The 13,929-nt window shown below is 70.7% G+C and carries 12 protein-coding genes; 8 read left to right on the top strand and 4 right to left on the bottom strand.

What is annotated here, in order from left to right:
- Positions 1-7: 7 nt before the first annotated feature.
- Together ACF08M_RS23940 and ACF08M_RS23935 are read right to left on the bottom strand one after the other, a co-directional pair.
- A complete protein-coding gene (locus ACF08M_RS23940) occupies positions 8-847 on the bottom strand; it encodes a carbohydrate ABC transporter permease (RefSeq protein WP_392187311.1) in 840 nt (279 codons plus the stop codon).
- A complete protein-coding gene (locus ACF08M_RS23935; RefSeq protein ID WP_392187310.1) occupies positions 844-1,794 on the bottom strand; it encodes a carbohydrate ABC transporter permease in 951 nt (316 codons plus the stop codon). The genes ACF08M_RS23940 and ACF08M_RS23935 overlap by 4 nt, the downstream gene beginning before the upstream one ends.
- Positions 1,795-1,921: 127 nt before the next feature.
- On the opposite strand from ACF08M_RS23935, the gene ACF08M_RS23930 reads away from it, so the two are divergent.
- The 6 genes from ACF08M_RS23930 (at position 1,922) to ACF08M_RS23905 (ending at position 6,456) form a co-directional block, all read left to right on the top strand.
- Positions 1,922-2,788, top strand: a complete 867-nt coding sequence (locus tag ACF08M_RS23930) for a phosphotransferase enzyme family protein (RefSeq protein ID WP_392187309.1) — start codon at positions 1,922-1,924, stop codon at positions 2,786-2,788.
- Positions 2,789-3,031: 243 nt separating this feature from the next.
- A complete protein-coding gene (locus ACF08M_RS23925) occupies positions 3,032-3,436 on the top strand; it encodes a hypothetical protein (RefSeq protein WP_392187308.1) in 405 nt (134 codons plus the stop codon).
- A gap of 11 nt (positions 3,437-3,447) precedes the next feature.
- Positions 3,448-4,758 carry a hypothetical protein gene (locus ACF08M_RS23920; RefSeq protein WP_392187307.1) on the top strand — a complete coding sequence of 437 codons (1,311 nt, stop codon included), beginning with the start codon at positions 3,448-3,450 and terminating at the stop codon, positions 4,756-4,758.
- Between the two features lie 58 nt (positions 4,759-4,816).
- Positions 4,817-5,314 (top strand): hypothetical protein, encoded by a 498-nt coding sequence (locus tag ACF08M_RS23915; protein ID WP_392187306.1) that lies wholly within the window; start codon positions 4,817-4,819, stop codon positions 5,312-5,314.
- Positions 5,315-5,374: 60 nt separating this feature from the next.
- Complete coding sequence (locus ACF08M_RS23910; protein ID WP_392187305.1) at positions 5,375-5,887, top strand: hypothetical protein; 513 nt, start codon at positions 5,375-5,377, stop codon at positions 5,885-5,887.
- Positions 5,888-6,102: 215 nt separating this feature from the next.
- Entirely contained in the window at positions 6,103-6,456 is a 354-nt protein-coding gene (locus ACF08M_RS23905; RefSeq protein WP_392187304.1) for a DUF4333 domain-containing protein, read from the top strand.
- Here ACF08M_RS23905 and ACF08M_RS23900 read toward each other — a convergent pair.
- Together ACF08M_RS23900 and ACF08M_RS23895 are read right to left on the bottom strand one after the other, a co-directional pair.
- Positions 6,439-7,209 (bottom strand): 3'-5' exonuclease, encoded by a 771-nt coding sequence (locus ACF08M_RS23900; RefSeq protein WP_392187303.1) that lies wholly within the window; start codon positions 7,207-7,209, stop codon positions 6,439-6,441. The two genes, ACF08M_RS23905 and ACF08M_RS23900, sit on opposite strands and share 18 nt — an antisense overlap.
- 188 nt (positions 7,210-7,397) lie before the next feature.
- The gene (locus ACF08M_RS23895; protein ID WP_392187302.1) at positions 7,398-8,630 is read right to left on the bottom strand and encodes an SAV2148 family HEPN domain-containing protein; all 1,233 of its coding nucleotides are present in this window, start codon (positions 8,628-8,630) and stop codon (positions 7,398-7,400) included.
- Positions 8,631-8,988: 358 nt separating this feature from the next.
- Between ACF08M_RS23895 and glgX the strand changes: the two genes are divergently transcribed.
- Both glgX and treY read left to right on the top strand, forming a co-directional pair.
- On the top strand, positions 8,989-11,163 hold the full coding sequence (glgX, locus tag ACF08M_RS23890) for a glycogen debranching protein GlgX (RefSeq protein WP_392187301.1): 2,175 nt from the start codon (positions 8,989-8,991) through the stop codon (positions 11,161-11,163).
- A gap of 101 nt (positions 11,164-11,264) precedes the next feature.
- Positions 11,265-13,661 carry a malto-oligosyltrehalose synthase gene (gene treY, locus ACF08M_RS23885; protein ID WP_392187300.1) on the top strand — a complete coding sequence of 799 codons (2,397 nt, stop codon included), beginning with the start codon at positions 11,265-11,267 and terminating at the stop codon, positions 13,659-13,661.
- Positions 13,662-13,929 lie beyond the last annotated feature (268 nt).

The following is a 13,929-nucleotide window of genomic DNA, read 5'->3' as shown; positions in this document are numbered from 1 at the left end:
GCGCGCATCAGCTCTTCACCGCCCCGGCCAGCATGGAGCCCGTGATCCGTCGCTGGATGAGCGCGAAGATCACCAGTGAGGGAAGGGTCGCGACGAACGCCGCGGCGGCGAGCGGTCCGAGATCGGCCGCGCCCTCCGCGCCGAGGAAGTGAGTCAGCACCACCGGCAGGGTCTGCTTCTCCGGTGTCTTGAGCAGAACGAGCGCGAAGAAGAACTCGTTCCAGGCGGTGATGAACGCGAAGAGCCCGGTGGCGACGATGCCGGGGGCCAGCAGCGGCGCGGTGACCGAGACGAGCGTCCGCAGCCGGCCCGCGCCGTCGACCGAGGCGGCCTCTTCGAGCTCGGCGGGCACGGCCCGTACGTACCCGGTCAGCATCCACAGCGCGAACGGCAGCGCCCAGACCACGTACACCATGGCCAGCCCCCACAGGGTGTTGATCAGATGGAGATTCTTCAGGATCAGGAAGAGCGGGATGATCAGCAGGACGAACGGAAACGCCTGGCTGACCACGACCCAGCCGGTGGTGGCCGTCGAGAGCCTGGAGCGGTGGCGGGCCGTCACATAGGCCATGGGCGTGGCGACGAGCACCGCGACGACGGCGGCGCAGGCCGCGACGGTCAGCGAATTCGCGGCGGCCCGGAACAGTGGCTGTTCGTCGAATGCCGCGCGGAAATTGTCCAGCGTCGGATGCCCGGGGATCCAGGTCGGGTGCAGGGAGCCCAGTTCGCGCGCCGGTTTGAAGGCGGTGGAGATCAGCCACACGAACGGGAACGCCAGGAAGACGAGATAGCCGGACAGTGCGGCGTACTGTCCGGCGCGCGCGGATCTGCTGGTACGCAGGCTCACCGGTCCTCCCCTCCCCGGAGCCGGCCGGCGAGATACGCCGCGAGGATCACGGAGATCACCGCGACCATCACACAGCCCATCGCCGCGGCGTAGCCGAACTGTCCGTAACGGAAGGCCTCTTCGTAGGCGAAGAGCATCGGCAGCCGGGTGCGGCCGCCCGGTCCGCCGTTGGTCAGCACGTAGACCAGGGCGAAGGAGTTGAAGTTCCAGATGAAGTTGAGTGCGGTGATGGAGAGCGCGACCGGCCTGAGCGCGGGCCAGGTGACGGTACGGAAGCGGCGCCAGGCGCCCGCTCCGTCGAGGGCGGCGGCCTCGTGGAGTTCGTGCGGGGTGTTCTGCAGTCCGGCCAGCAGGGCGACGGTGGTCTGGGGCATACCGGCCCAGACCCCCACGACGATCACGGCGGGCAGGGCGGTGGCGAGTCCGGTGAGCCAGGCCCGGCCGTCACCGAGGCCGAGGTCGTGGATGGTCTCGTTGAGGACGCCCGCGTCCGGGTTGTAGACGAGCCGCCACATGATGCCGACGACCACCTCGGGCATCGCCCAGGGAATGATCGCCAGCGCCCGTGCCAGCCAGCGCATCCGCAGGTTCTGATCGAGCAGCAGGGCGAGGCCGAGCGCCAGCACGAACTGCGGCAGGGTGACGCCCACGGCCCACAACAGGCCGATCCGGAAGGACTCCCAGAAGAGGGTGTCGTGGAGCAGGTCCTGGAAGTTCAGCCCGCCCACCCACTGGGTGGAGCGGGTGCGGCCGGTCTGGGCGTCGGTGAAGGCCAGGGCGATGCCGTAGAGGAGCGGACCGACACTGAGGATCAGGATCGGGATCAGCGCCGGCAGCACCAGGAACCAGGTGCCCGCGTTCCGGTCGACCGGCCGGTTCGGTTTCTGGTGCGGGCTGCCGGGCGGACCGTGTGTCCCGGATCGAACGGTCACACTTGTCAATGTCATAAATTCGCCCCCTTCGCGTCATTTGATCGGTTTCGTACCGTTCTGGCCGCTCAGGTTGGCCCTCGTCATCGTGCTGACGGGCCATCGGTTCGTCAAGCCAACCTGCGCGGATGCGAAAATCGGAGCCATGAATGAGAAGCGTGCGCGCGAGGTGCTGACCGCTGCCGGACTGTCCGGCAGCGCGGAGCTGCTCGCGCTCGGTGAGAACGCGGTGTTCGCCACGGGCGACCTGGTGGTCAAGGTCGGCCGGGACGCCGTGCGGAACCCGGAGCTGCGGGACCGGGCCGAACGCGAGGTGGCCGTCGCCGAATGGCTGGCCGCCTCCGGCGTCCCCGCCGTACGGGCCGCGGAGCCCGGGGCGCGGCTGGTGGAGGGCCACCCGGTGACGCTCTGGCACCGGCTGCCCGCCGCCGTACGCCCTGCCGAGCCGCGCGACCTCGCCCCGCTGCTCACCCAGGTGCACGCGCTGCCCGCCCCGGAGGGCTTCGCACTGCCGCGCCGTGAGCTGCTCGGCGGCGTCGAGCGCTGGCTGCGGCTCGCGGGCGATGCGATCGACCCGGCCGACGCGGACTATCTGCGCGGCCGGCGCGACGGCTTCGCGAAGGCTGCGGCGGCCCTTGCCCCGCACCTGCCGCCGGGTCCCATCCACGGCGACGCGCTCCCCCGCAACGTCCACGTCGGCCCGGACGGGCCGGTGCTGGTCGATCTCGAAACCTTCTCCGCCGATCTGCGCGAGCACGATCTGGTGGTCCTCGCACTCTCCCGCGACCGGTACGGCCTGCCCGCCCATGCCTACGAAGCGTTCACCGAAACGTATGGCTGGGATGTGCGTACCTGGGAAGGATGCGCGGTTCTGCGCGGCGCCCGCGAGACGGCGAGCTGCGCCTGGGTCTCCCAGCACGCCCCGGCGAATCCCAAGGCGCTGACGGAATTCCGGCGCAGGGTGGCGTCACTGCGCGCGGACGACCCCGAGGTGCGCTGGTACCCCTTCTGAACGGCGCTTCCCGTCGCGCGGCAGAGGCTGGATACACGCGGCGGGCCGCCCGCCCGCACCGCCGTGCACCCGACCCCCCTGTCTCCCCGTCGGTCCGCCGAGCGGTCCTCACGGACGTGCGCCCTTGCTCGGGCGAGGGCGCGGTGCCGAGGTGGGGGGCCGCCGGAACCCCGGACGGTGATCTTCCCTACTATGCCTCTTGGCCTTGAGGCCGAATAGGTTTGATCGCAACGGGGGTTGCCCATGGGAGCCGGAGAAGGCGGCGAGCAGAAGCTCGCGAGTTCGCCGAGTGACAAGAAGCGCGCGTCGAAGTACATGGAAGAGCACCAGATGCCCGACACCCAGGCAGCCAGCCGCATGGCGGCCGGCGGTGGAGCGGTACGGGCACCCTTCCTCGCTCCGCAGGCCCCCGCCAGCCCCCTGCTGAAGCAGGAAACCGGCCTGAAGGGCCTCTCCGGCTGGGCCTCGGACCAGGGCGTCTCCGACGCACTGGTCGCCTGGCAAGGGCAGGCGAACCGGCTGATGGGGCGCCTACAGCAGGAGCTGAACGGGCTGAAGGGCACGCAGAATATCTTCCAGAATCAGGACCTCAACGCCGGCGCCCAGGCGGACTCCATACGGCTCCCCAGCAGCTTCGACGGAATGTGACGGGCACCGCCATGACGCTGACCTATCACGACGTGATGACGGCCGACCTGTCCTCCTTCGCGGACGTGTCCGGGGCCTGGAAGAAGATGGGCGAGCGCTTCGGCGAGCTCAAGACCAATTACGAGAAGCACGTGCAGGGTGTGCTGGGCAACGGGAACTGGCAGGGTCTCGCCTACGGTGCCCAGCAGCACAATGCCTCGGCCACGGCCTTCGAGTACGGGGCGGCGAAGACGGAGGCGCTGGCCATCGCCAGTCTCCTCACGGACGCCCACACCGAGCTGACCCGCCTGCAGAAGGCGGTCAAGGACCTCGTCGAGGACGCCGAGAAGAAGGACTACAAGGTCGACGGCTCCGGCAAGGCGACCTACGTCGGGTACGACAACCTCTCCGAGCAGGAGAGGTTCGCCCTCCACCACGACCCCGACTACCCCACGCTGATGGCCGACGCCCGCGAGAAGGCGCAGGGCTGGACCGACCAGATAGCCAAGGCGGTCAAGGCCGTCGACGCCGCCGACCAGAGTGTGAAGCGGGCGCTGTCCCGCGCGACGATCGATGCCTCGACCGACGGGATCGGCCTCGGCGGGTTCAACACTCAGGCCGAGGGCGATCTGGCGAAGGCCGGCAAGCCGGACCCCAAGCCCGGCAAGAAGGACGGATGGGTCTCCGAGACCGAGTCCGAGGCCTCGGGCCCCGGTGTCGGGGCGGAGGCCACCGGTCCCGATACCGGGAAGGGGAAGCTGGCCGAGGCCGAGGCGCACGCCGACCTCGGGCGCGCCAGCGCGGAGGGCACGCTCACCAACGGCCCGCTCAAACTGGCCGGAGGCGCCGAGGCCTATGCGGGCGCCAAGGGCTCGGCGGCCGCCGGCATCACCCACGAGGGCGTCCAGGCCGAAGCCGGCGCCTTCGCGGGCGGCGAGGCCTCGGCCAACGGACGCGCCGATGCCGGCCCCGTCGGGGTGTACGGGCGTACGGAGGCCATGGCGGGCGCCGAGGCCGGTGTCAACGCGGGGGCGGGTCTGGACGGGGTGCACCTGGGCGCCGAGGCCTTCGCAGGCGCGAAGGGCGGCGTCGGCGCAGGCGCGGACGTCGGGGGAATCGGCGTGGGCGTCACGGCCGAGGGCTGGGCCGGTCCCGGCGCGGAGGCCAGCCTGAACGCCAGTAAGGACGCCAATGGCGTGTGGCATTTCGGCCCAAAGGTGGGCATCTCCCCGGCCCTCGGTGGCGCCGTGGGATTCGAGCTCACCGTCGACCCGGGGAAGGTCGTCGACACGGTGGGAGATGCAGCAAGCTGGATAGGCAACGGGATCGGCAGCCTGTTCTGACGCACGCGATCACGGGCCCCGCTGCCTAAGCGCACCGTTGCCGTAAGGAGAGACCGAGATGACCACCACCCTGCCCGTACCGATCGCGTTCGAACTGCCAGAGGGCTGGCGCGCCACACCGCCGGACGGAGTGGGCGCGCCGGGCGCTGCATTCGTCGCGCTGCACCCGCATCCGGATGCGGGATTCACCGCGAACATCACGATCGACGGCGAGTTCCGCCCGGACGCGGCGACGCTCCCCGAGATCGCCGACGAGTCGGTGGAGAACCTGCGCCGGTCCGCCGCGTCGGTCGACGTCGCCGAACGCCGCGAGGTCGGTTCCGCGGACGCTCCCGGCCTCACCCAGACCCTGGCCGTCTCGGTGGTCGCCGGGGGCACGCTCCGCGACCTCGTGCAGTCGCAGGTCTACCTGTCCATGCTGGACGTCGCCGATCCGGGCAAACGGGCGGTGATCCGCCTGATTCTGACGGTGACCGCGTCCCAGCACCTCGCCGTCCTGGAGGACTTCCGGGACTTCGTGCGTACGGTTCGCCCGGACACCGGCGCGGCTTCGTAGGACGTCCCGCCGGATCGGCCCTTCTTGCACCGACAATCCGACCCCTCATAGGTTGACCTCATGGGATTCTTCGACATGCTGACCGGAACCAGGCACCCCGAGGACGGGGTCGCGCCACGCTCAGCCGAGGAGTTGCGGACAGCCCTGCTCAGCCTCAACCGGCCGGATGTCCCATACGTCATCCGCGACGGCGCGGCGCATGACGCCGATCTGGTGGCGGAGTGGCGGATCGCCGAGCCCGCCTGGCATACCTTCTTCGTCGGGTCCCAACTGACGCACGCCATCCGGATCCGGATGCGCCTGGCCGAGGAAGGCCATGAGGTGCGTGCCGTAGAGGAGCAGTGGGAGGTCACCCGTGTCGGGAATCCTCCGCGGCTTCAGACTTCGACGGAGTACTCGCGCGGCTCGGGCAGGACCGTCTCCCGCCGCTGGACGCTCCAACGCGGGGAGAACGGCCGCCTCGAAGCGACAGAGGCATTCAGCTTCGACAGCGCGGAGCTGACCGACCCCCTGCGGAACACCGCCCTCGAGTCGGGCTGGACCTGGCGCGGAGTGATCTTCGGAAAGCTGTGAGGTCTGCGGGACCACGACTCACCGCCTGGCCCCGCCGCCTCCCCCGCCCTGCGCGGGGACGCCCGTCCCATCGGGCTCCGGCCCGGACCGAGGTCAGCCCGGCATGTTCCCGCCCGCTGCCGGAGGTGGGCCGGCCGCGCTCCGGCGGCATCCGCGGAACACGGTTCCACGTATGCTTCCGGCGACTGCCTTGATCATTCGGAATGGAGCCCCCAATGACCATAGCCCGCTTGTCCGTAGCCACGTGGAGCCTCTCGGCCGTGGCCGCCGGCGTGCTGCTCGTCGGCTGCTCGGGGTCGGTCAGCATCGGAAAGACCGAGCCGAAACTGTCTGCGGAGAAGCTGTCCGACTCGCTCGCCGACAAGCTCGCCTCCACGACGGGCCAGCCCAAGCCGGACATCGCGTGCCCGGAGGACCTCGCCGGGAAGGTCGGCACCGAAACCCGGTGCACGCTCACCGCGGGCGACGGCAGCACCCTGGGCGTGTCGGTCACCGTCACCTCCGTCGACGGAGAGCAGATCAACTACGACTTCAAGGCCGACGACAAGGCTTCACCGGCTCCGAACTGACGGCCCCCGGGGGTCGGATGCCCCTCTCCCGCCCACAGGCTCCCGCCTCCGGGGAATGAGCGGCCAGGCCGGCTCGACGACCGCCGCGGGATCCGCGGTGCGCCGCAGATAGGCCTGCAAGGAGAGCGACTGCTCGGCTGCCGCGTGCACCTGAAGACTGTGCAGGTCGTCCAACGGCATCACTCCGACGGGTTGGTACTTCTCCCCCATACGCCGCACCACGCGGGCAGCGGCCACGGCGTCTGCCCTCGCGTCGTGCGCGTCGTCGAGCGGCACCCCGTAGTGGGCGCACAGCGCGTGGAGGGCCCGCTTCCCCTTCCGGTACTTGTCGACATGCTTGTCGATCACCAAGGGATCGATGACGGGTGAAGGCGCGTCGCCCAGTCGCTCGCTGACCGACTCGACCGCGTACCGCCGGCACTCCCGGTCGAGCAGGGACAGGTCGTAGCGTGCGTTCATCACCACCAGCGGCGTCCCCGAGCGCAGCCCGTCGGCGACGGCCCGTGCGATCTCCCCGATCGCGGAGGCGGCGGGCGCCCCGTGTTCGCGGGCACGTTCCGTCGAGACGCCGTGGATCGCCGAGGCCTGCTCGGGTATGACCACCCCCGGATTCAGCAGCCAGGTCCGCTCCTGGGACACGGATCCGTCCGCTTCCAGCCGGACGACCGCCGCCGTCACGATGCGGTCGGTCTCGACATCCGTCCCCGTGGTCTCCAGGTCGAACGCCAGCAACGGCCCGCCGATCCAGCTCATCGGACCGCCCCCGGCCCGACGACCGCAGCGGTGGCGATCCGGGCCTCCAGCGGGTCCGTGCCGCTCGTCTCCGGGCCGAAGCCGACCGGGCACTTCTGGTGCCAGCTCATCCCGTACCTCCTTCTGTGGTGCGTTCCCCCATGTGATGACCACCTTCGCACGCACCACTGACAACGCTGGAAGGGGCGTCAGGAGACGGGCCGGGAGTCCGTCCAGACCGACTCGAATTCCTCGCGGTACGTCTCGAACAGCCCGCGCTCGTTGTCCTGCCCCGCCCGGACCACCGCGCGCCCGCCGCCCCGCAGAACCAGCACGGGCGCCTCCATGCCGCGTGCGCGCCGCAGATACGTCTGGACGACCCCGACCGCGTCCGTCCCGTCGCCGTCCACCAGATAGGCCGTGAAACGCGGCGTCTCGTCGAAGACGTGGATCTCGAACGCGCCCGGGTCACGCAGCTTGGAGCGGACCCGGCGCATATGGAGGATGTTCATCTCCACCGACCGGCTCAGCTCGCCCTTCTTGAGGCCCAGCTCCCGCTCACGGCGTTTTACCGCGCTGCTCGCCGGGTTGATGAAGAGCAGCCGGACCCGGCAGCCCGACTCGGCGAGCCGGATCAGCCTGCGGCCGGAGAAGTTCTGCACCAGCAGATTGAGTCCTATGCCGATCGCGTCGAGGCGGCGTGAACCGCCGAAGAGATCCTCGGCGGGCAGCTGGCGCTGGAGCCGCACCCGGTCGGAATGGACGGAGACCACATCCGCGTACCGGTCACCGACCAGCTCCTCGACGGCGTCGACCGGAAGCCGGTCGGCCGAGGGGACCACCGCGCCGTTGCCCAGAATCTCCAGGAGCCGGGCCGAGGCGCGCTCGGCCTGGGCGAGGACCGCCTCGTTCAGGGCCCGGTTGCGGGAGACCACATTGCGGGCGACCTCCAGTTCGTCGAGCGCCAGCTCGACCTCGCGCCGGTCGTCGAAGTACGCCTCGAAGCACGGCCAGTGCTGGACCATCAGCTCACGCAGCTGCGGCAGCGTGAGAAAACTGAGCACATTGTCGTCGGCCGGGTCCAGTAGATAGCCCTTGCGGCGGGAGACCTCGCGTACGGCGACGGCGCGCTGCACCCACTCCTGCCCGGCAGGCCCGGCTGCGGCCACCACCCAGTCCTCGCCATGGACCGGCTCGTAGATGGGCCGGAGCACCGCGGCGACCACGGCACGCAGCCGCTGCTCCACGAGATTCAGCCAGATGTAGGCACGCCCGGCCCGCTGGGCGCGCATACGCACCTCGCTCCAGGCGTCCGCTCCCCAGTCCAGCTCCGCGCCGATCTCCATGGGCCGCGCAAGTGAGACCGCCCCGGGCGGGGCATCGGTGGATTCCCCCTCGTGACCTGTGTCACCTGGAGGCAGCTCGAACCCTCCCGAGCTCACCCGCGCACCGCCTTCCGCTCCCCCACCAACGATCAAGGAAGGGTACTCCGCGAGCGGGATCCGGTGCAGCCGGATGCACAGGCTGCTTCGTCAACTCCTGTGTGACGCAGGCATGTTCCCAGGGGCAAGATCTGCCGTAGTGAGCGGATTCATAGTGATTGGACCCCCTGTCCCCGGCTCTCTGCGGGGGCCCGCGACCGGCTCGGAGCCCCTGATTCCGTTTTCGGGCGACACGGAGGTGCCCGATGTTGACCGGACCGCGCGACGTCCTAGGCAGCCGCACCTCTTTCGGGGAAGATCTGGCTCAAGCAGCCCGCAAGCCCCAGACACCCGGATCAGAAGTGGAAGAGTCGAACCTATGCAGGTCTGGCCGGGACAGGCGTATCCGCTCGGCGCCACGTACGACGGCGCCGGGACCAACTTCGCGGTCTTCTCGGAGGCCGCCAGCCGAATCGAGTTGTGCCTTCTGCACGACGACGGTTCCGAGACGGCGGTGGAACTCAGGGAGACCGACGCGTTCGTCCGTCATGCCTACCTGCCCGGGGTGATGCCCGGGCAACGGTACGGATTCAGGGTCCACGGTCCCTACGAACCGGAGCGCGGCGTCCGCTGCAATTCGGCCAAACTGCTGCTCGATCCGTATGCCCGGGCCGTCGCGGGGCAGATCCGGTGGGGCGAGGCGGTGTACGGCTATCCGTTCGGCCGGCCCGACGCGCGCAACGATCTCGACTCGGCGCCGCACACCATGACCTCCGTCGTGGTCAACCCGTACTTCGACTGGGGCGACGACCGGCGGCCCCGTACGGACTACCACCGCACGGTGATCTACGAGGCCCATGTGAAGGGCCTGACGATGCTCCATCCGGCGCTGCCGAAGGAACTGCGCGGCACGTACGCGGGGCTGGCCCATCCGGAGGTGATCGCCCATCTGACGGAACTGGGCGTCACGGCGATCGAATTGATGCCGGTGCACCAGTTCGTGCAGGACCACCGGCTGATGGACGCGGGGCTGGCCAACTACTGGGGCTACAACACCATCGGCTTCTTCGCCCCGCACAACGCGTACGCCTCCTGGGGCGACCGGGGTGAGCAGGTGCTGGAGTTCAAGCAGGCCGTGCGGTCGCTGCACCAGGCGGGCATCGAGGTGATCCTCGACGTGGTCTACAACCACACCGCGGAGGGCAACCACCTGGGTCCGACGCTCTCCTTCCGCGGCCTGGACAATGCCTCGTACTACCGGCTCGCGGACGACCAGCGGTACTACACGGACACCACGGGCACCGGGAACTCCCTGCTGATGCGGTCGCCCCACGTGCTCCAGCTGATCATGGACTCCTTGCGGTACTGGGTCACGGACATGCACGTGGACGGCTTTCGCTTCGATCTGGCGGCCACTCTGGCCCGGCAGTTCCACGAGGTCGACCGGCTGTCGTCGTTCTTCGACCTGGTGCAGCAGGACCCGGTGGTCAGCCAGGTGAAACTGATCGCCGAGCCGTGGGACGTGGGCGAGGGCGGCTACCAGGTGGGGAACTTCCCGCCGCTGTGGACCGAGTGGAACGGCAAGTACCGGGACACCGTGCGGGATCTGTGGCGGGGCGAGCCGAGGACCCTCGCCGAGTTCGCCGGGCGGCTGACCGGGTCGTCGGACCTGTACCAGGACGACGGACGGCGGCCGCTCGCCTCGATCAACTTCACCACCTGCCACGACGGGTTCACCCTGCATGACCTGGTCTCGTACAACGACAAGCACAACGAGGCGAACGGCGAGGGCAACCGGGACGGCGAGAGCCACAACCGGTCCTGGAACTGCGGCTCGGAGGGCGAGACGGACCAGCCGGACGTGCTGGAGCTGCGGATGCGGCAGATGCGGAACTTCATCGCCACGCTGATGCTGTCGCAGGGGGTGCCGATGCTGAGCCACGGAGACGAGTTCGCGCGCACGCAGCGGGGCAACAACAACGGGTACTGCCAGGACAGCGAGTTGTCGTGGGTGCACTGGCCCGACCCCGCCGAGGCCGCGACGGGCGACGCGGACGGCACGGACGAGGACGCTGTGGCCGAGACGGACGGTCTGGGCAGCAGCCTGCTGGAGTTCACCCGGGCGATGGTCTGGCTCCGCCGCGACCATCCGGTCTTCCGCCGCCGCCGGTTCTTCCACGGACGGCCGGTCGAAGGCACGCACGACGAGCTCTCGGACATCGCGTGGTTCACGCCCGCGGGCCGCGAGATGACGCAGCGGGACTGGCAAGCCGCGCACGCCAAGGCACTGACGGTCTTCCTCAACGGCCACGCGATCTCCGAGCCGGGGCAGCGCGGCGAGCGGATCTCCGACGACTCGTTCCTGCTGATGTTCAACGCGAGCGCCGAGACGCTGGAGTTCTCCGTTCCGGTGAACCACGGACGGCAGTGGATGGTCGTGGTCGACACGGCCCGCCCCGCCGGGGTCCTGCCCCGCTCCGGACCCAAGGTGTCGGCGGGCGAACGGGTGACGCTGGTCGGGCGGAGCATGGCGGTGCTGCAGCGGCCGGCGTAGCTCCCGGCCGGCATCCGGGCCGACGGCCGACGACACCGCCGGTCGAGCCCTTTGCGGCGTTCCGTGACACAGAAGGCCGTGGTCCGGGTACGTAACGGCGCATGACGCCCACCGCCACCTACCGGCTCCAGCTCCAGCCGGACTTCCCGTTCTCGGCCGCCGCGCACACCGTGCCGTATCTCGCCGCGCTCGGCGTCTCCCATCTGCATCTGTCCCCGGTCCTCGAAGCCGTTCCCGGCTCCAGACACGGGTACGACGTCGTCGACCACGGCCGGGTACGCGCCGAACTCGGCGGGGAGGAGGGGCTGCGGGAGCTGGCCCGTACGGCGCGTGAGCACGGGCTCGGGCTGATCGTGGACATCGTGCCGAACCACATGGCCGCCGTTCCCCGCCTCAACCGCGCGCTGTGGGAGGTACTGCGCGAGGGCGCCGGATCCCCGTACGCGCGCTGGTTCGACATCGACTGGGCGGCGGGCGGCGGCAAGGTGCTGCTGCCGGTGCTCGCCGGGCCGGTCGGCGACGAGATCGGCCGGTTCCGGGTCGACGGGGAGGTGCTGCGCCACGGCGAACAGGAGTTCCCGCTCCGGGCGGGCACCGCCCACCTTCCCGTGCCCGAACTGCTGGATGCCCAGCACTACCGGCTCGGCTGGTGGCGGCTGGCGCGTACGGAGCTGAACTACCGCCGGTTCTTCACCATCTCCGACCTCATCGGGGTGCGGGTGGAGGACCCGGAGGTCTTCGCCGCCACCCACGGCAAGATCCTCGAACTGGTCCGGGACGGGGTGGTCGACGGGCTGCGCGTCGACCACCCCGACGGGCTCGCCGATCCCGCGGCCTTTCTGGAGCGGCTCTCGGCGGCGACCGGCGGGCGGTGGACGGTGGTGGAGAAGATCCTCACCGGTGCCGAACCCCTGCCCGCGGACTGGGCCGTCGCGGGGACGACCGGGTACGACGCGCTCCATCGGATCGACGGCCTCTTCGTCGATCCGATGGGCGCGGCGGAGCTGATCGGCCGCTACCGGGAATACGCGGGACCGGCCGGGAACCGCGGCGGTGACTGGACGTCGACCGTCCGCCGCGCCGCGTACCGGGTGGTGACGCATGAGCTGGCTGCCGAGACCGCGCTGCTGACCCGGCTCGCCGTACGCATCTGCGCCGGGGATCCCGCGCTGCGCGACCACGCCCCGTGGGCGCTGCACGCGGCCGTGCGCGAACTGCTCGTGCGCGTACCCGTCTACCGCCCGTACGTGACGGCCGGCGGACCCTGCACGGAGGCGGCCCGGGCGACGCTCCCCGACGCGGTCGTGCGGGACGCGAAGGCGGCGTTCTCCGTTCCGGAGGAGGCGGCGGCCGTGGACGTGGTGCGGGACCTGGCACTGGGACGGCTGGGCGGGGGTCCCGACCGGACCGCGTTCTGCACCCGGTTCGCCCAGACGGCGTCGGCGTCGCGCGCCAAGTCGGTCGAGGACATGGCGTTCTACCGGTACGTTCCGCTGATCTCGGCCAACGAGGTGGGCGGCGATCCCGGGCATCCGGCGGTGACACCGGACGAGTTCCACGCGTTCTGCGCCCGGCTGGCGCGCGACTGGCCCGCCTCGGGCACGGCGCTGACCACCCACGACACCAAACGGAGTGCCGATGTACGGTCCCGGATCGCGGTGCTGACGGAGTGTCCGGACCAGTGGTCCTGGCTGCTGGTGGAGTTGGAGCGGTTGATTCCGACGGCCGCGCCCGACGCGCAGCTGGCCTGGCACGCCTGGCAGACGGCCTACGGCTGCGCGGAGCTGCCGGCCCGGGAGAGGGCGGGGCGGCTGGAGCCCGCGCTGCTGAAGGCGGTCCGCGAGGCGGGGCTCTGCACCGGCTGGACCGAGCCGGATCCGGCGTACGAGCGGGCGGTGACGGACTTCGTCGCGGCGGGACCGGCCGCGAAAGACGGTCCGGTGCGCGAGGCGCTGGAACGGTTCGCGGGCATGCTCGTCCCGTACGTGCGGGCCAATGTGCTCGGTGCGGCGCTGGTGCAGCTGACCATGCCGGGTGTGCCGGATCTGTACCAGGGCACGGAACGGGAGTACGTGGCGCTGGTCGACCCGGACAACCGGCGGCCGTTCCGTCACGCACCCGCGGACGGGGCCTCCAGCGAGAAGGGCGAGCTCACGGCGGTGGCGTTGCGGCTGCGGCGCGAGCGGCCCGAGGTGTTCGGTGAGTCGGGTACGTACACCCCGCTGAGCGCCCGTGGTCCGGCGGCCGCGCACTGTCTGGCCTTCTGCCGCTCGGGCGAGGTGGTGACCGCGGTGACCAGGCTGTCGCTGCGGCTGGCGGAGTCGGGCGGCTGGCACGGGACGGAGCTGGCGCTGCCGGACGACGGGCCGTGGACCGATCTGCTGTCACCCGGCCGGAAGTTCACCGGGGCCACGGTCGCGATGGTCGAACTGTTCGCCGAGAGGCCGGTGGCGCTGCTCAGCCGGGTCGGACGAGAAGGGTTCGTGGACCGCGCGTGAGCAGCCCGGTGCCGGCCGGGCGGAACCCGTCCGCCCGGCGGATCCGGGGCATCGCGTCGAGCAGGGCGCGCAGGCCCGGTCGGCCAGGGCGGGTTCGATGCGCAGGGCGTCCAGCAGGTCGGGGGCGTCCAGCAGGTCGGGGGGCGTCCAGCAGGCTGGCGAGGAAGGAGGCGAGCGCGGTCTCGCGGAGTCCGGTGTGCCGGGCGCAGGGGGTGACGGCGGTGCCCCTGCCGGTGCGGGACGGCCGGGGCAGGTACGAGCGGGCGGG

It is taken from the genome of Streptomyces sp. NPDC015032, from assembly GCF_043080425.1.
Classification (GTDB): domain Bacteria; phylum Actinomycetota; class Actinomycetes; order Streptomycetales; family Streptomycetaceae; genus Streptomyces.
The sequence above is the reverse complement of the archived record's forward strand: the minus strand, read 5'-3'. Positions and strand labels throughout refer to the sequence as shown.

Bases quoted from the DNA above. Each gene is read 5' to 3' on its own strand.
- ACF08M_RS23935 (WP_392187310.1), bottom strand. From the start codon at position 1,794: ATGACATTGACAAGTGTGACCGTTCGATCCGGGACACACGGTCCGCCC.
- ACF08M_RS23930 (WP_392187309.1), top strand. From the start codon at position 1,922: ATGAATGAGAAGCGTGCGCGCGAGGTGCTGACCGCTGCCGGACTGTCC.
- ACF08M_RS23925 (WP_392187308.1), top strand. From the start codon at position 3,032: ATGGGAGCCGGAGAAGGCGGCGAGCAGAAGCTCGCGAGTTCGCCGAGT.
- ACF08M_RS23920 (WP_392187307.1), top strand. From the start codon at position 3,448: ATGACGCTGACCTATCACGACGTGATGACGGCCGACCTGTCCTCCTTC.
- ACF08M_RS23915 (WP_392187306.1), top strand. From the start codon at position 4,817: ATGACCACCACCCTGCCCGTACCGATCGCGTTCGAACTGCCAGAGGGC.
- ACF08M_RS23910 (WP_392187305.1), top strand. From the start codon at position 5,375: ATGGGATTCTTCGACATGCTGACCGGAACCAGGCACCCCGAGGACGGG.
- ACF08M_RS23905 (WP_392187304.1), top strand. From the start codon at position 6,103: ATGACCATAGCCCGCTTGTCCGTAGCCACGTGGAGCCTCTCGGCCGTG.
- ACF08M_RS23900 (WP_392187303.1), bottom strand. From the start codon at position 7,209: ATGAGCTGGATCGGCGGGCCGTTGCTGGCGTTCGACCTGGAGACCACG.
- glgX (WP_392187301.1), top strand. From the start codon at position 8,989: ATGCAGGTCTGGCCGGGACAGGCGTATCCGCTCGGCGCCACGTACGAC.
- treY (WP_392187300.1), top strand. From the start codon at position 11,265: ATGACGCCCACCGCCACCTACCGGCTCCAGCTCCAGCCGGACTTCCCG.